Source organism: Bacillus sp. SN1 (assembly GCF_002796895.1).
GTDB classification, from domain to species: domain Bacteria; phylum Bacillota; class Bacilli; order Bacillales; family Bacillaceae; genus Bacillus; species Bacillus inaquosorum.
The window spans coordinates 239352-256115 of sequence record NZ_PHIE01000002.1 but is presented as its reverse complement, the minus strand read 5'-3'; the positions used below and the strand labels follow the sequence as shown (position 1 = coordinate 256115).

Genomic DNA, 16764 nt, shown 5'->3' with positions numbered 1-16764 from the left:
GCGAACAGGACTTTTTTGAAGTCCTGTTTTTTTATTTTTCTATTGAAACGCTTTCAGCAGTTGTGTTGTACTGGAAGGAAAGGGGGTGGAGAGAAACGATGGAATTACAGCAGGATATGATTCCTCAGAAAAAAACAATCGGCGCTTTAGATCACGCCGTTTTTTTATGTATGGTGTTTTGTTTTTGGTTTTCAGGCTATATTTATGTGCCTGTATTCAGCCTGTATTTGGAGGATCTGCACTTTTCATACGGCGCAATCGGCATCATCCTCGGCAGCTACGGGGTCACGCAAATCCTTCTGCGATTCCCGCTCGGCCTTCTGTCAGACATCCTGTTTTCTCTGCGCAAGCAATTGTTAATTGCCGGGTTTGGGTTTTCCGTCCTCAGCAGCCTGCTTTTTCTGATGTTTGACTCTTTCTTCTTCGTGCTGGCCGCGCGGCTGTTTGCGGGGATAACCGCTTCTATGTGGGTAATGGCGACCATTTTATACGCGCACTATTTCAACAATAGCAATGCGTCAAAAGCAATGGGCATCATGCAGTTTTTCACCGTCATGCCTCAGTTTGTCAGCATTGTGTTCTGCGGGCTTGCGGCAGCCCATTTAGGCAGGCAGGTCCCGTTTTGGATGGCGCTGGCAGCCTCGGCAGCCGGTCTGGTGATCTGCTGCTTTATTAAAGACCCGTCGGCTCCTCCAGTGAACCGCGACACAATTCGTGTGCCGCAATACATCAAAGACACATTGCGGCTGCCGAAGCTGAAGCTTTTCACCATCCTCTCTATGACAGCTCATGCGGTGTTATTTATGACAGTGTTTGGATTTACGCCGCTTTTCATTAATCAGCTCGGAATGGGTGACGCGGAGCTGCTTTGGGTGATGAGCGCTTTTTTCCTCCCTCACGCAGCCGCCACACTAAGCTTTGTGTTTCTGCGCTTCACAAGCCGAATTGCTTACTTTGTGATGCTCATCAGTTTTGCTGTCACCGGAGTCTGTTTGCTATTCGTTCCTTTTTCAGCTACATTGTTCACTGTTTGCATCACACACGCCTGCATCGGGCTTGCGCTCGGTTTCATATTTCCTTTGCTGCTAAGCCGTGTCGTCGATATCAGTTTCGCCCGTTTGAAAATGTCAGTGATGGGGTTTTATCAATCGTTTTATGCGCTGGGCATCTTCCTCGGACCCCTTCTTGCCGGAAAAACCGCACAGCTTTTCGGGCTTGCGGAGGTTTTTTATGGAGCCGGGTTACTGGCATTTGCCGCCTTTCTTGTGATGCTCGTGAAAATGCGTAACATGATCAATTAATAGCTTTCATACCGCCGGAAGCGCCACACAGAAAACATGGCCAGAAGCATGATGCACAAAATGGAGAATGTGAGCGACCATCCGAAGAAATCCGCTCTCTCTCCATGAAGAAGGATATGCTCCGCCTGCTTGCAAAGCGCAGCCGGAAGCCATTTCGCACCATCAGGAAATAGCGAAACAGCAAAGGAAACTGCTACTGTCAGCCCGATACCGGTAGCCGCGGCTGCTCCGAGAGACCGAAACATCGTGCTTCCGGCAAGGCCAGCAGTCACAATAAACATGATCCAAAGAGCGTAAAGTCCAAGGCTTGCGGCAAAACGGCTGAATGATGTGTCCTCAAACAGCAGCCAGATGTAATAATAAGCAAGCCCGTATCCAGCTGCAAACGACGCGATGCCGATCACGCTTTGGGTGAGCCATTTGCTCACGATATAATGGGCTGCAGTCACAGGCCGCGACATGATCAGCGACGTTACGCCTTGATTTCTTTCATTCGCTACGCTGCCCATAACGCTGAAAATGATCAGAGCCATGCCAAGCGTGTTAAATTGGGAAAGCGTGCTGACCATCACTTCAGACCCGGAAGGCATCGTAAAACTGATTTTCATGCCGTCAGGAAGGTTTCCTCCGTGTTCAATGATTTCTGGCATATAATAAATGGTCAGCGGCTGTGTGAGCCCCACGATCATCATCGCAATCGGCAGCCAGATCAGCTTGCCGCTTTTCCACCCTTCCAGCCATTCTTTCTGCAATAACGTCATCATCACCTTCATGCGTGCACCACCTTTAGATAGACGTCTTCAAGAGACTCCGTTTTCTGTTCAAAACGGGTGACGGTCAATCCCGTTCGGATACAATCACTCAACAATGTCCGGCCAGCTTGTATATCTGGCAGTTCGAAAACAGCTTGGGACGGATTCATATAGACAATAGCTGATACGTAAGGCTTCTCTTCAAGCCAGCCCTTCAGTTTCTCTTTTACAGTAAGGGTGAAAACGTTCGTTTGATGCTGTTTTTTCAGCTGCTGTAACGCCCCTTTCCATGAAACCTCTCCGTTTTTCATGATCACCACCTGATCACACACCTGCTCCGCATCGTGCAAAACGTGTGTAGAAAACAGAACAGCCATATGCTTCTTCAGCTCCCGCATCACGTCCAGCACCTCGAACCGTCCTGACGGATCAAGTGCAGAAACCGGTTCATCCAATATCAAAAGCTTCGGTTTATGGAGCAGGGCCTGTGCCAGACCGAGTCTTTGCTTCATGCCGCCTGAAAAGCCGCCGATCCTTTTGTGCGCGGATTCCTGCAAGCCGACAAATTCCAGCATCCCGCCGATTTCCTCTTGGCATTTTTTCTTCGAAAGACCGGACAGTCTTCCGGCAAATGTTAAAAATTCGTTTGCGGTCATCCATGAATAAAAAGCAGGATACTGCGGGAGGTACCCAATCAAATGCCGGTCCGGCTTTTTCTCCCCTAACAGCTTGATGGTTCCAGAGGTTGGCGAAAGCAGCCCGGCCAGCATTTGCAGCGTTGTGGTTTTACCGGCGCCATTAGGGCCTAATAGTGCGACACACTCGTTTTCATTCACGTGAAAACTGACATTCTTGACAGCCCGATGATGCCGATACGATTTACATAATGACTCAATAGACAGCATGCCCGCTCACCTTTGCTTTCTGCCGACGGTAAAAAATAAAATCGGCCCGATAATATTGATACATACAATGATTGCAGCCCACATCCACTTTGGCCCGTTTGTCCGCTCTTCCTTTATACAGCTGATGAGAGCGAACACCGCCAGCACAAGCTGCAATACAATCAGCGGCAAAATCATTTCCCAAGAAATATTCATTGCTTAATCCCCCTTTTCTTCCGGTCCGGCCTAATGACAAAAAAGTAATAGCAAATCAGAGGCATCGGTGCTGTAATCAGTCCGACAATCCCCCAAACCCATGCCATACGATTTCGTTTTTTCGCATCAATAAATAAAAAGATTCCCTGCGCCAATACGATGAGATAAGCCGCAGCCGTTATGATCATTTCTGTTTGTGTCATCGGCGCTCCACCTCGCATTCCCCGAGCTGTCTTTTTTTCTCGGCCACAATCAAAATCGGCAGGGTAGCAAGCACACAAACCTGAAGTACAATAAACACAGCGGGAGCTTGAGTGAATGCCAGGATCGCCGCACTCACAACCATCAGCGCGCAGAATACAAATAAGATGATCTCTTTTAGCAGTTTTCTTCTGCGTTCAGCTTTCATTTGTGACAGCTGGTAAAGCAGTTCTTTTTGATTCGGTATAGAGGGATTGGCTGTTTCATCAATTTTCTGCAATTCTGATTTTAAATGAAGAGATCGCTTTTCTTTATTCATCGTCCCACTCCTTTCTGATTTGCTGGAGCCCTTTATGCACTCTGGACTTCACCGTGCCTTCCTTGATCTGCAGCATCAGCCCGATTTCGGCGTAGGTATAGCCGTAGTAATGCCTTAATAAAACTGGCGTGCGCAGTTTAGGGTCCAGCTTTGAAAATAGATCAAGCGTTTCGCTCCATTCTGCCCCTTTCACTGACACGTCCCACTTGATCTTGCGGATTGCTTCCTCCGTAACTGTCTGATTCCGTTTCCATTCTCTCTTTCTCTTTTTCTGGTGATCGAGGTAGAGCCTGGATGCAATAGAAATCAGCCACGTGGAGAATTTGGAACGGCCTTGGAAGCTTCTTAAATGAATGTACCCTTTCAAAAAGGTTTCCTGAACAAGCTCCTCGCTGAGGTCAGGATGAAAGGAAAGTTTCAGCAAATATTTATATAAAAAAGAATAATGATAGTGAAAAAGAGCTGTAAACGCTTCGTCGTTTCCCTCTTTCGCCTGCTGAATCAGCTGCTGTTCTTCATGTGTATCCAATGGCCGCGATCCCCCCTTTTTTTGTTTTTCTGCCTTATAAGACGACACCGGATTCAAAAGCGTTCAGCTTTTTTACAATTCTTTTCAGCCATTGACAGATCAGGCTTCCCGATCGTTTGGCTGCACATCCGTATTTGTAAACCCCCTCATAGTCTGTTAAGCTATGACTTTATGTCGATTTTAAAAAAACATCCAATATGGAGGACGATGCATTGAAAGTAGAAAGGCGAACGATTGAATATATTCCGAATGAAGAAAGACATGGTAAAGCGAAAGATTTATTTCCCGTATGGTTCGGGGCTAATATGCATATCACCACGTTAGTGACTGGCACGATTCCCGTTGCAATGGGACTTAATCTGTTTTGGAGTGTTGCCGCTATTATTTGCGGAACCTTAATCGGTGCCATATTTATGGCGTCTCATTCCGCGCAAGGCCCTCAGCTTGGCATCCCGCAAATGATTCAAAGCCGTGCCCAATTCGGCGTAATTGGAGCGATTCTTCCCCTCTTCCTAGTCATGTTTATCTACCTTGGTTTCTTCGCAAGCAGTACGATTCTGGCGGCTGGAACCTTAAGCAGCTTTGTTCCCATCCCGGGATCATGGAGCATTATAGGCTTAAGTGCCGTATGTTTTTTGCTCACCATTTTCGGCCATGATTTGATTCACAAAATGCAAAAAATCCTTTCTTGGACCTCTTTTGCTGTATTTTTTGCTGCAACGATACTCATTTTTCAATTGCCGATTCCGGCAGGCAGCTGGATTCCCGGAGCGGTTGATCTCCCAATTTTCTTGGTGGCGGTCAGCGCAGTCGCGACGTGGCAGCTTGCATACGCACCGTATGTTGCCGACTATTCAAGATATCTGCCAATTAAAACACCGGCTTCTCAAACATTTTGGTACAGCTATGCAGGTACATCTGTCAGCTCCATCTGGATGATGCTGCTCGGTGCTTTACTGACGACGGCACTTCCTGACTTTACGGCAAACTCAGGCAGCCAGATTGTCCAATTGTTCGGCCCCTTCTCGTTCATTATGCTGATCATTGTGTTATTTGGGCAAATGGCGATCAATGTCTTTAACCTGTATGGGGCTTTCATGTCTACGACAACAACGCTTGAGCCGTTTCTGAAATTAAAGGTCACGCCGAAAGTCAGAATCATCATGATCCTCGGCGTCACGCTCGTCGGCACAGTCTTAAGCCTTCTCGGGCAAAGCAATTTTATGGAGCTGTTTTTGAATTTTATCTTTTTCATCAGTTATTTCTTAATTCCTTGGACGGCAATTAATCTAGTCGATTACTACTTCGTCCGCCACGGAAAGTATCAAGTCAAAGCCATGTTCGATGTGAACGGGCCGTATGGAAAAGTCAATTGGATCACCACGATTGCGTTCGTTCTGTCCATCTTGCTGGAAATCCCGTTTATCAATACATCCTTTTACATCGGACCGCTGGCCAAAATGTTTGGCGGCGGAGACATCGCATGGATTGTCGGCTTAGCCGTTCCTTCTGTTCTTTATTATGTATTGATGAAACCGCGCCTGAAAAAACGAGCGGGTTATCAAGAAAAGCTGTCTTCTCTATGAAGACAGCTTTTTATTATTCAAACCGCTTCCACACGCGAGGCAGCATGTCAGAAAGCTCGTGAGCAAGCAGCGTATGGGCGGAGTGCTCGTCCGTCCAGAGCTCGGCGCACGCACCGTGCAGATAAACCCCGTTTAATATGGCATGCTTCGGATCTTTATGGCAGCAGAGCATGCCTAATATCATGCCGGTCAACGTGTCGCCGGTGCCGCCCTTGGCGAGCGCCCCGTTTCCGGTTGGGTTGCGCCAGCAATCACCATCGGGAAACGCGATAACGGTTTGATTTCCTTTTAACACAATGACAGCCTGAAGCTGAGCCGCCCATTCCTTTGCGTATTCCGCTCTTTTGTTTTGTAATTCTTTCACCGGCACCCCTGTCATGCGGGAAAACTCGCCCGGGTGCGGCGTGAGGATGACAGGCGCCTCCCGTTTCGGATACGTACGCTTCGCCAGTGCTCCGGCATCCAAAATAACGGGGCAATCCGCCGCAAGCACATGATCAACTGCCTGCTGTACGCTTTCAGTTTGCGGAAGCCCTGATCCGATGGCGATGGCCCGGTACGTCTCTTCAAGCTGAGCGTCCGCTGCTTTTTTCCAGCCGTCACGCCAATAGGTCGCCTCGGGCAAAACAGGAACAATCAGCGGGATCACGCTTTCAGACGTGCCGATGACAAGCTTTCCGAGACCGCTCCGCATCGCCCCAAGCCCCGCAAGAAGCGCTGCGCCCGGCATGTCGTCGCTTCCCGCCAGCAGCAAAGCCGTACCGTACGTTCCTTTATGGCTCTCCGCATCTCTTTCAGGGAGCGAGGCTCTCACATGCTCTTCCGTCCAAATTGGAACATTCATCTCTATCCCTCCTCTTCTTTCTCTTCCTATTTTTCCTGTACCTTCTTTATTTCAAACAAAAAAATGACAGCCTCAGGGGCTGTCTTCCAGATTGTTGACAAAATCCTGAAACAGTTTTTGTTTTAGGATTTTGTCATCTTTTCAGCGTGATTGAAAACCCTTGAAGTCTAGGAAGGACGAGCATTGGAGCGGAGCGAATGTTATAATTCGGGAGCACCAACGCGCAGGACTGACAACGAATGCGAGGGTTTGTCGACATGCTGAAAGACAGCCTCAGGGGCTGTCTTCTATTTTACAGGAACGTCAAGATGATACAGGCGGCGATACCGTTCGTTTGACGCCAGCAGTTCCTCATGCGTTCCTTCCATTTCCGTTTTTCCGTTTTCGAGAAACACGATTTTATCGGCCGCTTCCACTCCAGCGAGGTGGTGCGTAATCCATAGAATCGTTTTTCCCTTAAGCACCTCAAACACCGTTTCCATCAGCTCACGTTCGGTGATGGGGTCGAGGCCGACTGTCGGCTCATCGAGAATGATGATCGGCGTATCCTGAAGTAAAATACGGGCGAGTGCGATCCGCTGCCGCTCTCCACCGGAAAACCGGATGCCGGTTTCCTGAACAGAGGTATGATATCCGTCAGGCAGTGACTCGATGTAGTCATGCAGCTTCACCTGTTTTGCGGCGCGGCGCACATCCTCGTCGCTTGCTTCTCCGTTTCCAAGCCTGATGTTGTTTAGAATGCTTGTATCAAAGAGGTGCGGTTTTTGATTTAACACGGCCACCGCATCAGCAATCTGATCATTTAACAGTGCTGTCTCCACTCCGTTTAACGTCACAGTTCCTGAGTCCGGTTTTAAGGCGCCCTCGATTAATGCGAGCGACGTTGATTTCCCAGACCCGCTCCGGCCAAGCAGCGCCATTTTTTCTCCTTGGTGCAGCGTAAAGGAAAAGCTGTGCAGCACTTGGCTGCTGTCGTCATAAGAAAACGTCACATCACGAAAGGACAGTGTGACATCTTGGAGATCGAGCGTTTCAGCCGCTGATTCTGTTTGTGACGCCTCCGGCTGAGGAGCCACTTTGTTCATGCGTCTGATGGAATCCTGATAGCCGGGCACTTCACCCAAGGCATCAGAAAGCGGCAGAAAGGCTTCCGTCAGCGGGAACACCACAAGCACAAAAGCCGCAATCATCGTTTTGGACAGTTCACCGTCTGTATGCTGACCCGCCGTCCAAAATAGCATCAGCAAAATAAGGCCGGCGACAAGACATTGCGCGGCAAAGTCCCGCCATCTCGTAAAGCGTTGCTTTTCCCGTTCAAGCTCAAACCAATCATGCTCCTCTTTTTCATAGGAATCAATAAACGCATGCCGGCGTCCACTGAACATCCAGTCGCTGACACCCATCACAGCATCTGTCAAACGGCTGTACAGCACATTTCGCCCGCTTTTCAGCTCCGCATTCCTCGCTCTCGTCACGAGCAAAGATACAACCGGAAACAGCACAACAAGAACAAACAAATAAAACGCAAGCAATATGGCAAACGGCCAAGAAAATAAGCCGAGTGCAATCACTGAAACAGCATACAAAAGCAAGGCAGAGATCGCAGGAAAAATCGTTTTTAAGAAGGCATCCTGCAAATGCTCAATATCCTCAGACAAAATGCCGAGCATATCCCCCGTACGAAAACGGGAACGCAGCATCAAGGCACCCGGCTCAAGCATGTTGTAAAGGCGGACGCGCATGTTGGACACGATTTTCAAAATGATGTGATGGCCGACGAGGCGTTCCACATATCGTGACACAGACCGCGCGATCCCAAAGGTGCGCACAGCGACAATCGGCACATAAATAAGCAGGATGTTTTCCGGCCTTGTCGCCGCCTTAGAGATCAAAAACCCTGAGGTGAACATGAGAAAAGCAGCAGAAAAAATTGTCACCGCGCCCAAAAAGATAACCAGAACGAACAGGCGGGCATTTTGCTTGATATACGGCAGAATCCATTCTTCTTTCTTCATGCTCTTTCCCCCAGTTGTGCCTCCACGAGTTTGGTGTACACACCGTTTGTCGCCAGCAATTCATCGTGAGTCCCGACTTCCGCAACCCTGCCTCCGTCCAGCACGATAATTTCGTCCATATCGAGCATCCAGTGAAGGCGGTGAGTCGCGAGAAAGACGAGCTTATCCTCAAATAAATCCAGCATCGTTTCTTTTATTTCATATTCTGTTTCGATATCAAGATGGGCAGTCGGCTCATCCAGCAGCAGAATCGGACGGTTACCCAAAAAGGCGCGAGCCAGCGCGACACGCTGAGCCTGGCCGCCGCTGAGCGCCCGGCCGCCTTCCCCGATCCGGCCCTCTAATCCGTCCGGAAGTTTGTCCACCAGCTCCGTCAGTCCCGCCGCTGCAGCTGCGAGGGCTGTATCCTCGGCCGAAGCGCTTGGGTGGTAGAAGCGAATGTTATTCGCCAGCGTATCATCAAAAATGTACGGATGCTGCGGGATGTAGAGGAGGTTTTTCTGCCAGCTGCCGTCCTGTAAATGGGACCGCCCTGAACCATTGACCTCGATCATGCCGCCATCCGGCTCCAAAAATCCGCCGAGGATATCAATTAATGTTGATTTTCCGGCACCGCTTGCACCGATGATGCCGATTTTTTTCTTGCCTTTGAATGACAGGTCAATATCGGACACCGACCGGCCGACTGACACACCTGACAGCTTCAGCTCATCCTGTTCGGACCACGTCCCAAGCTGAAGCGGCGTCTCTTCTTTAAAACCAGGCTGCGACAAAATCTCTTGAATGGTTTTGCCTGCTTCCTGTCCGTTTAGCGTTGCATGATAATCATTTCCCACCTCCCGCACCGGCAGAAAATACTCAGGTGCGAGAATAAGCGCCGTTAAAGCGGGCCCAAGCAAAATATCGCCGTCAATGAGGCGCAGGCCAAGAAACACTGCAACTGTCGCCACCGACAGCATCGTGAAAAAATCGAGGGCAAATGAAGATAAAAATGCCACCCGAAGCGTACTCATCGTTGCTTTGCGATACCGTTCACTAACGTAGAAAATATTTTTGCTATGTGACTTGCTCAAACCTAAGAAACGCAATGTCTCCAGCCCGCGAAGAGAATCAACAAAATGATTGGAAAGTCTCTGATAGGATTTCCACTGACGATCCGCTTTTCTCTGCGCGACAAGGCCGAGGAGAATCATAAAAATAATCAGAATCGGCATAGCAGCGACTAAAATGATGGCTGATGTGCGATCCTGAAAAAATACATAAATGACAACCGCCGCAGGCACAATCGCCATGCTGACCATTTTCGGCAGAAACAGCTCCAGGTAGCGCCGGAACTGGCTGATGCCTTCCATTGCCAGCGTCACCATTTGCCCTGTCCCCTCTTTCTTTACAAAGCGGGGGCCTAACCGGAACAGCTGATCAAGAAAACTCTTTCTCAAATCTGCTCCTGTCCGGGCAGCATACTGATAGACGATTTTCTGGCGCGCCACCGTCACCCCTTGCCGGGCGACAAAAGCGATGAGGAAAAAGCCGATCACCGGAAACAGGGAGGCAATGCTCTTCCCGTTGAACAGCCCGGTTACGGCTTCACTCAGCCACTCTGCCTGCATAATGATGGCGGCTGTCTGAATCAGCGTTAAACAAGTAATCACGGTGAGAATCCGCTTCATTCCTTTATATCGAAACAGGTCTTTTCCCATTAATAAGTCATAGGCTCCTTATGGCTGACGCGCTTCCGGAAGACATAATAGCTCCAGATCTGACTGCCGATTACAAACGGCAATAGGGTTAATGCTGCAATTGACATGACTTTAAGCGAATAATCACCGGAAGAAGCGTTAGCTACTGTTAAATCGTACGCGCTTTGAAGCGAGCTGACCATTACCCGAGGGAATAATGAAATAAAGATCATTCCTACAGTCAGCGCCAGCCCCGCGCCTGTCATTCCGAATGTCCAGCCGTCTTTTTTCTTACGGATAAATACAGCCGCGAGCATAAAGCAGATGACAATCAAAACAACAAGCGGAATGGTAATCTCGCCGCGGCGTGTAAACATGTCTGTCTGATAGGCAGAAAGGGCCGCGAAGGCAAGAACCGCTACAAAAACAACACCCATTATCTTTTGTGCCATTTTCCGGGCGCGGTTTTGCAAATCACCAATCGTACGCAGCGTGATAAACATTAATCCATGCTGGAAGCAAAGAAGTGTTACAGTCACACCGCCAAGTACAGAATAAACATTGATATAATCAGAAAAATGCGCGTGAATGTTCATATCGGCATCAATCGGCATCCCGCGGAATAATGTCGTGAACAGCACGCCAAGCACAAACGGAGGAATCAGACTGCCGAAGAAAACGACCCAGTCCCAAACCTTTACCCATTTCAAATGATCGACCTTGCCGCGGAACTCAAATGCGACCCCGCGGCCCATTAACGCAAGCAGCACAATGACAAACGGAATGTAATAACCGCTCAGCATCGTTGCATACCAGTTCGGAAATGCAGCGAAAATGGCGCCTGCACCAGTCAAAAGCCATACTTCATTCGCGTCCCAAAACGGTCCGATCGTGTTGATCAGCACTCTGCGTTCTAATTCATTATGGCCAAGAAAACGAGTCGCCATGCCGACCCCGAAATCAAAGCCTTCCAAAAAGAAGAATCCTACAAACAATACAGCAACGAGTATAAACCAAAGATCATGAAGAGATGCCATGGTATACCTCCTGACTAAATGGATCTGTTGATACAGGCACATCATGATGCTCATCATGATGTGCACCTTTTTTAATCTCACGGATGAACAAGAAGACAAGCAGCACACCCAGAATCAAGTACATCACTCCGAAGGCGATGATTGAAAATAGCAGGGAGCCCGCCGTTACGTTAGGCGACACGGATTGAGCCGTAGTCATCAAGCCCATAACCGTCCAAGGCTGACGCCCGATTTCTGTCATAATCCAGCCCGCAGAGTTCGCGATAAACGGGAAGGAAATCAAAGCAATCATGATGCGCAAATACCATTTGCTGTTTTCAAGCTTTTTGCGGCGGTTTAGCCAAAGGCCGCCTAGCGCAGCAAGAATCATGACAACACCTGCTCCTACCATGATGCGGAAGCTCCAGAACGTCGTTTTGACAGGCGGAATGTAGTCGCCTTTTCCGTATATTTTTTCGTACTCAGCCTGAAGTGTTTTCATCCCTTTGACACTTCCGCTGAATTTTTGATATGCCAGGTAGCTCAAGGCATAAGGAACTTTGATTTCATTTGAGCTTTTTTCATTTTTTGTATCGATTGTGGCAAAAGCCGTCCAAGCAGCAGGGTCACCGCTGTCTTCCCAAAGGCCTTCACTGGCAGCCATTTTCATCGGCTGTGATTCCATCAAGTGCTCAGCCTGCATGTGCCCGCTAAGGCCGACGCCAAGACCGGCACAAAGGCCGACGATCATTGCGAGTTTAAAAGATTGTTTAAAGAACGGCACTTCTTTTTTCTTCAATAGTTTAAAAGCACTCACTCCGGCGATAAAGAAAGCCCCAGTGGCGAGCGCACCGAAAATGACGTGCGGGAATTCAACCCAAAGCTGAGGGTTTGTAATCAGCGCGCCAAAGTCATTCATCTCTGCGCGGCCGTTTTTGATCGTAAAGCCGACCGGCTCCTGCATAAAGGAGTTCGCTGTTAAAATCCAGAAAGACGACATAATCGTTCCGAATGACACGAGCCAAATGCAGAGAGCGTGAATTTTTTTCGGCAGGCGGTCCCAGCCGAAAATCCATAATCCGATAAAAATAGATTCCATGAAAAACGCCAATAATGCTTCAATCGCAAGCGGAGCGCCAAATACATCTCCGACAAAACGGGAGTAATCAGACCAGTTCAGTCCAAACTGGAATTCTTGCAAAATCCCTGTTACGACACCGACTGCGAAATTTATTAAGAATAAGTGCCCCCAAAACTTTGCCATTTTGAGGTACAGCTCATTTTTCTTCACAAGATAAAGAGTCTCCATCAACGCAACCATAAACACAAGCCCGATAGACATCGGCACAAACAAGAAGTGAAACAACGTTGTTGATGCAAATTGAATACGGGCTAATACCAATTCACTCATGCTTTATCCTCCATTTCCGGTTGAAACTGTTAGTTTGCTCACTACTTCACAAGCAGAACCGAAACTTTGATCAGTAATTCACAAAATAGACGAAAAAAATATTGTTCAATATTTCACAAATGTGTCAAAAAGTCGTTCAATATGATGCAAGATTGCCAGACTGACCAAATGACACAATCTCTGACTGGTTCATATTAAGTACTTTACAACGATTCATTTCAAAAATAAAGCCCAAAATACCTAAAAAGTCCTGAATGATGTGACGGATTATTGTCTATTTCGTTGCTGATTTATGACGGCTGCTAGGATAAATGACCCTTTATTATCGTACATCAACACATCGTTCCTTGCGAATAAAATGCTTGTCCGGCACCAGCACTCGTTTCTCAGCATTCTGTCACAGATCGATTTTAGTCAGAATGCCTCTTTTCATCAGTAACGTGATGAAGTGAAAAGTTGAATAGTAAATTTTTAATATATTAATAATTTCAATTTTTTAGTATACTTAACGTAGTGAACAATTTCACTGCATCAAGAAAGGGGAGGTTTTTCAATGGGAGAGCTTCAAACACAAATGCAATTGCAAACGGATACAATTCACGAAGGGGTTCGAAAAGAGAATTGGTTTGCAAGAGCCATGAATATAAAAGTAGGCATCATACCGCTTCCTGTGTATGCCTTGCTGTTTATATTAATCACTGTTTTTGTTATGCATCACGATGTAAAAAGTGACATCTTGACATCCATTGCCGTCATGGCATTTTTCGGGTTCACCTTTGCCCAAATCGGCAAATCGATACCGATTGTTCGTTCTATCGGCGGCCCGGCCATCCTAGCTACTTTTATTCCGTCCGCTGTCGTCTACTATCACCTGCTGCCTCATGATATCGTCAAATCCACCACAGAATTTACAGAAAACTCAAACTTTCTATACTTATTTATCGCAGGAATTGTTGTGGGAAGCATCCTCGGCATGAAAAGAGAAACACTCGTAAAAGCATTCATGAAAATTTTTATTCCACTTATTGCCGGTTCTGTCGCGGCTGCTATTGTCGGACTGGCTGTCGGCACATTGCTCGGACTCGGATTTCAGCATACACTGCTCTACATTGTCATTCCGATCATGGCAGGGGGAGTCGGAGAAGGCGCTATCCCGCTGTCCATCGGTTATTCTGACATTATGCCCATGTCTCAAGGGGAAGCGTTTGCACTTGTTCTGCCGTCGATTATGCTTGGCAGCCTGTGCGCGATCATTCTAGCGGGATTGCTGAACAGAATTGGAAAGAAAAAACCGGAATGGACAGGCAACGGCAAAGTGGACCGATCTGAAGAAGTGTCCCCTGCTCTGGAGGAATCACAAAGCGGCCAGCAAATGTTCAACCTTTCTTTATTTGCGTCAGGTGGTATCCTTGCCGTTTCTTTATATTTAGTCGGCATGCTCGCTCACGACTTTTTCGGATTTCCGGCACCGGTTGCCATGCTGTTACTGGCTGTTCTGATTAAGTTGTTCAGATTGGTGCCTGCCTCAATTGAAAATGGCGCGTTTGGGGTGTCCCGCTTCTTTTCAACCGCTGTGACCTACCCGCTGCTCTTTGCGATCGGGGTGTCTATGACGCCGTGGGACAAGCTTGTCGCTGCCTTCAACCTCAGCAATATCATTACGATTCTGTCTGTTGTTGTGACCATGATGGCCGTCGGCTTTTTCACTGGAAAATGGCTGAACATGTATCCGATTGAGACAGCTATTATCAATGCGTGCCATTCAGGGCAAGGCGGCACCGGGGACGTCGCCATTTTAAGCGCCGCAGAAAGACTTGAACTGATGCCATTCGCCCAGGTGTCTACCCGAATCGGGGGAGCGATTACAGTGTCCTTAACCTTATTGCTGCTTCACCAGTTTTATTGATATACCGCAAGCAAGTTCTTTGTAAAACGAAAGAGCTTGCTTTTTTGCATGTCCGTGTTTTTGCAAGTTCCTGCCTCATGCGCTGGCTCAGAGACCGGCTGAAACAATCGATCTCTTTGAAGTGAAACCGATCAGCGTTTCATTCGTATAACAGATATGGTGAAAAAAGGGAGTGACCAGAAATGATTGTGATCATCTTATTGATTGTAGCTATTATCGTTTTTCTTTCAGTCATTCAGCCGCAGCCCTTGGAAAACAAAAGCCGCCAGCAGGCGGACAACGGGTTTTTCGGTTATTCAGATCATGGCTCGCACCATGATGGATGCGGCAGTGACGGAGGTTTCAGCGATTCCGGCTGTGGCGGCGGAGGCGATTGAGCGCCTCCTTTTTTATTTCATCGACTCGATGTACGCGCCAAAAGATGCGCCTGACATGCCCGGGGACACGCGCACGCGATGGAGGGCGTACATTCCCTGGTCTCTCGATGCCGCGCCCGGTTCTGTCGTCACGCCCATTTGGTAGCCCGTTTCTTTGGCGGCCTTTAGCGTATCCTCATTGTAGCGCCCCACCGGATAGCTGATGATAGAGGTTTGCTGATGAAACATGTTGTCAAACAGTTTTTTCGAATCAGCCATCTCACTGTGCTGCTGTTCAGGCGTTAACCCGTTCAGCTCAAGGTGGTCAATCGTATGGCTTTCAATCGATATGCCATGCTTCGCCATTTCTTTCATTTGGTCCTCTGTCAGATGATGTTTATGTCCGATCGATTTGCCGATCATAAAAATCGTCGCCCTCATCCCGTACTTCTTCAGCACCGGATACGCGTCTTGATAATTGTCTGTGTATCCGTCATCAAACGTGATCAGCACGCATTTCTCACTCGGCTTTTTATCCTGCGTCAGCATGAGATACGCCTCTTTCGGCGTTAATGTCTGATAGCCGTTATCGTGCAGCCACTTCATATGTGCTTCGAATTCTTTCATCGGGACACGGAGGCTGTTTCCTGAGGAAATGCTGTGATACATCAAAATCGGCAGCTTTGCCGGTTTCTCTGTTTTAATCCATGCGGATGTATCGTCTTCTTTTTTCTGAATATGTACTGTCTTTTCTTCCGGTTTCTTTTGTTCTGCTTTCGGCATCTGCTGCTCCGCGTTTGCCTCTTGATCAGCGCAAGCCGCGAGAGCAAAGCAGCTGCCTAAAAGAAAGGCGCTTAAAATCAATCGTTTCATCGTTCTCCTGCTTTCTGTCTATTTCTTCCTCCTTTTTCATCGGTTTGTTTCTGAGATTTTCAAGCAAAAAAACCGGACATGGAAGCATGACCGGCTCACATTTAAGAAAACTGATTCAAAACCAGCGAGGTTAACAGGCCAAGTGCAGCGATCAAACCTGTCATCGGACCGCTGTCTTCGTACGCCTCGGGCATCATCGTCGAAGCAATCATTGCAATGATGCCCCCGCCCGCAAACGCTGCGATTGCTGACATCACTTCTTCAGAAGCGCCGTCGAGAAAGAAATATCCTGACCATGATGCGAGAATCGAAATCACGAACACTGCAGCCCAAAGCAGCATCATTTTCGTTCTGGAATACCCGCTGTTTTTCATTCCTGCTGTACTGGACAGCCCTTCAGGTATGTTGCTGATAAAAATGGCAATCACCAAAAGGAAGCTGACCGATTTTTCTTCGAGAAGGCTGGCGCCAATCATAATCGATTCCGGAACAGCATCCATGATGGTGCCGATAAAAATGGCGATTCCTCCGCCGCCGGCAGCTGCTTGTCCCGATCTTTTTCTTTGTGACGCGCCTCTTTTGGAAACCGCGTAATCAAAAATCGTAAAAACGACTGCCCCCGCAATAAATCCGGCGCCTGTCGACACAATTCCGCCTTCTGCCACTGCATCCCCAAGAAGCTCGTAAGCGGCAGCGCCAATTAAGACGCCTGTGCCAAAAGCCATAATATAGCCGATGATCTGTTTGCGAATCGAAAAAAACATGGACGCCAGCGCGCCCAGCAATACTGCAGAGCCGGAGATCCCGCCCCACATTGCCGCATGCCACATCACGATCTCCCCTTTCTTACCAACCACTACCCTCTGCGGTTTTTTC

17 protein-coding genes are annotated in these 16764 nt (G+C 48.2%); 4 read left to right on the top strand and 13 right to left on the bottom strand.

Going from position 1 to position 16764, the window contains the following annotated elements:
- The first annotated feature begins 98 nt into the window (after positions 1–98).
- Entirely contained in the window at positions 99–1301 is a 1203-nt protein-coding gene (locus tag CVV77_RS10010) for an MFS transporter (RefSeq protein ID WP_100275309.1), read from the top strand.
- Here the strand turns inward: CVV77_RS10010 and CVV77_RS10005 are convergent.
- From CVV77_RS10005 to sigY, 6 genes are read right to left on the bottom strand one after another with little or no spacing between them, the layout of a single operon-like run.
- A complete protein-coding gene (locus tag CVV77_RS10005) occupies positions 1298–2074 on the bottom strand; it encodes an ABC transporter permease (protein ID WP_100275308.1) in 777 nt (258 codons plus the stop codon). The two genes, CVV77_RS10010 and CVV77_RS10005, sit on opposite strands and share 4 nt — an antisense overlap.
- Positions 2071–2958 (bottom strand): ABC transporter ATP-binding protein, encoded by an 888-nt coding sequence (locus CVV77_RS10000; RefSeq protein WP_003236133.1) that lies wholly within the window; start codon positions 2956–2958, stop codon positions 2071–2073. Before CVV77_RS10000 ends, CVV77_RS10005 begins: the two co-directional genes overlap by 4 nt.
- A gap of 6 nt (positions 2959–2964) precedes the next feature.
- Positions 2965–3153, bottom strand: a complete 189-nt coding sequence (gene yxlE, locus CVV77_RS09995) for a sigma Y negative regulator YxlE (RefSeq protein ID WP_003218770.1) — start codon at positions 3151–3153, stop codon at positions 2965–2967.
- Positions 3150–3356, bottom strand: coding sequence for a sigma Y negative regulator YxlD (yxlD, locus tag CVV77_RS09990; RefSeq protein WP_019259859.1), 207 nt, complete (start codon positions 3354–3356; stop codon positions 3150–3152). The genes yxlE and yxlD overlap by 4 nt, the downstream gene beginning before the upstream one ends.
- Positions 3353–3673 (bottom strand): YxlC family protein, encoded by a 321-nt coding sequence (locus CVV77_RS09985; RefSeq protein WP_088111825.1) that lies wholly within the window; start codon positions 3671–3673, stop codon positions 3353–3355. Before CVV77_RS09985 ends, yxlD begins: the two co-directional genes overlap by 4 nt.
- Entirely contained in the window at positions 3666–4202 is a 537-nt protein-coding gene (gene sigY / locus CVV77_RS09980) for an RNA polymerase sigma factor SigY (protein ID WP_100275307.1), read from the bottom strand. Before sigY ends, CVV77_RS09985 begins: the two co-directional genes overlap by 8 nt.
- A 212-nt stretch (positions 4203–4414) precedes the next feature.
- On the opposite strand from sigY, the gene CVV77_RS09975 reads away from it, so the two are divergent.
- On the top strand, positions 4415–5788 hold the full coding sequence (locus CVV77_RS09975) for a cytosine permease (protein WP_100275306.1): 1374 nt from the start codon (positions 4415–4417) through the stop codon (positions 5786–5788).
- Positions 5789–5801: 13 nt separating this feature from the next.
- Here CVV77_RS09975 and CVV77_RS09970 read toward each other — a convergent pair whose 3' ends face one another.
- From CVV77_RS09970 to cydA, 5 genes are all read right to left on the bottom strand, one after another.
- Positions 5802–6632 (bottom strand): NAD(P)H-hydrate dehydratase, encoded by an 831-nt coding sequence (locus CVV77_RS09970; RefSeq protein ID WP_100275305.1) that lies wholly within the window; start codon positions 6630–6632, stop codon positions 5802–5804.
- 287 nt (positions 6633–6919) lie between these two features.
- The gene (gene cydC / locus CVV77_RS09965) at positions 6920–8647 is read right to left on the bottom strand and encodes a thiol reductant ABC exporter subunit CydC (protein WP_100275304.1); all 1728 of its coding nucleotides are present in this window, start codon (positions 8645–8647) and stop codon (positions 6920–6922) included.
- Positions 8644–10347 (bottom strand): thiol reductant ABC exporter subunit CydD, encoded by a 1704-nt coding sequence (gene cydD, locus CVV77_RS09960; protein WP_100275303.1) that lies wholly within the window; start codon positions 10345–10347, stop codon positions 8644–8646. Before cydD ends, cydC begins: the two co-directional genes overlap by 4 nt.
- Complete coding sequence (gene cydB, locus CVV77_RS09955; protein ID WP_100275302.1) at positions 10347–11363, bottom strand: cytochrome d ubiquinol oxidase subunit II; 1017 nt, start codon at positions 11361–11363, stop codon at positions 10347–10349. Before cydB ends, cydD begins: the two co-directional genes overlap by 1 nt.
- A complete protein-coding gene (cydA, locus tag CVV77_RS09950; protein WP_088111820.1) occupies positions 11347–12753 on the bottom strand; it encodes a cytochrome ubiquinol oxidase subunit I in 1407 nt (468 codons plus the stop codon). Before cydA ends, cydB begins: the two co-directional genes overlap by 17 nt.
- 553 nt (positions 12754–13306) lie before the next feature.
- Between cydA and cimH the strand changes: the two genes are divergently transcribed.
- On the top strand, positions 13307–14659 hold the full coding sequence (cimH, locus tag CVV77_RS09945; protein ID WP_100275301.1) for a citrate/malate transporter CimH: 1353 nt from the start codon (positions 13307–13309) through the stop codon (positions 14657–14659).
- Between the two features lie 182 nt (positions 14660–14841).
- Positions 14842–15036, top strand: coding sequence for a hypothetical protein (locus tag CVV77_RS09940; protein WP_100275300.1), 195 nt, complete (start codon positions 14842–14844; stop codon positions 15034–15036).
- Positions 15037–15048: 12 nt separating this feature from the next.
- Here the strand turns inward: CVV77_RS09940 and CVV77_RS09935 are convergent, their stop codons facing one another.
- Both CVV77_RS09935 and CVV77_RS09930 read right to left on the bottom strand, forming a co-directional pair.
- Positions 15049–15888: a polysaccharide deacetylase family protein gene (locus tag CVV77_RS09935; RefSeq protein WP_100275299.1), complete on the bottom strand. Its 840-nt coding sequence runs from the start codon at positions 15886–15888 to the stop codon at positions 15049–15051.
- Between the two features lie 101 nt (positions 15889–15989).
- The gene (locus CVV77_RS09930; RefSeq protein WP_100275298.1) at positions 15990–16718 is read right to left on the bottom strand and encodes a ZIP family metal transporter; all 729 of its coding nucleotides are present in this window, start codon (positions 16716–16718) and stop codon (positions 15990–15992) included.
- Between the last annotated feature and the right edge of the window lie 46 nt (positions 16719–16764).

Coding starts and splice junctions, on each gene's coding strand:
- CVV77_RS10010 (WP_100275309.1), top strand. CDS start 99: ATGGAATTACAGCAGGATATGATTCCTCAGAAAAAAACAATCGGCGCT.
- CVV77_RS10005 (WP_100275308.1), bottom strand. CDS start 2,074: ATGAAGGTGATGATGACGTTATTGCAGAAAGAATGGCTGGAAGGGTGG.
- CVV77_RS10000 (WP_003236133.1), bottom strand. CDS start 2,958: ATGCTGTCTATTGAGTCATTATGTAAATCGTATCGGCATCATCGGGCT.
- yxlE (WP_003218770.1), bottom strand. CDS start 3,153: ATGAATATTTCTTGGGAAATGATTTTGCCGCTGATTGTATTGCAGCTT.
- yxlD (WP_019259859.1), bottom strand. CDS start 3,356: ATGACACAAACAGAAATGATCATAACGGCTGCGGCTTATCTCATCGTA.
- CVV77_RS09985 (WP_088111825.1), bottom strand. CDS start 3,673: ATGAATAAAGAAAAGCGATCTCTTCATTTAAAATCAGAATTGCAGAAA.
- CVV77_RS09970 (WP_100275305.1), bottom strand. CDS start 6,632: ATGAATGTTCCAATTTGGACGGAAGAGCATGTGAGAGCCTCGCTCCCT.
- cydC (WP_100275304.1), bottom strand. CDS start 8,647: ATGAAGAAAGAAGAATGGATTCTGCCGTATATCAAGCAAAATGCCCGC.
- cydD (WP_100275303.1), bottom strand. CDS start 10,347: ATGGGAAAAGACCTGTTTCGATATAAAGGAATGAAGCGGATTCTCACC.
- cydB (WP_100275302.1), bottom strand. CDS start 11,363: ATGGCATCTCTTCATGATCTTTGGTTTATACTCGTTGCTGTATTGTTT.
- cydA (WP_088111820.1), bottom strand. CDS start 12,753: ATGAGTGAATTGGTATTAGCCCGTATTCAATTTGCATCAACAACGTTG.
- cimH (WP_100275301.1), top strand. CDS start 13,307: ATGGGAGAGCTTCAAACACAAATGCAATTGCAAACGGATACAATTCAC.
- CVV77_RS09940 (WP_100275300.1), top strand. CDS start 14,842: ATGATTGTGATCATCTTATTGATTGTAGCTATTATCGTTTTTCTTTCA.
- CVV77_RS09935 (WP_100275299.1), bottom strand. CDS start 15,888: ATGAAACGATTGATTTTAAGCGCCTTTCTTTTAGGCAGCTGCTTTGCT.
- CVV77_RS09930 (WP_100275298.1), bottom strand. CDS start 16,718: ATGTGGCATGCGGCAATGTGGGGCGGGATCTCCGGCTCTGCAGTATTG.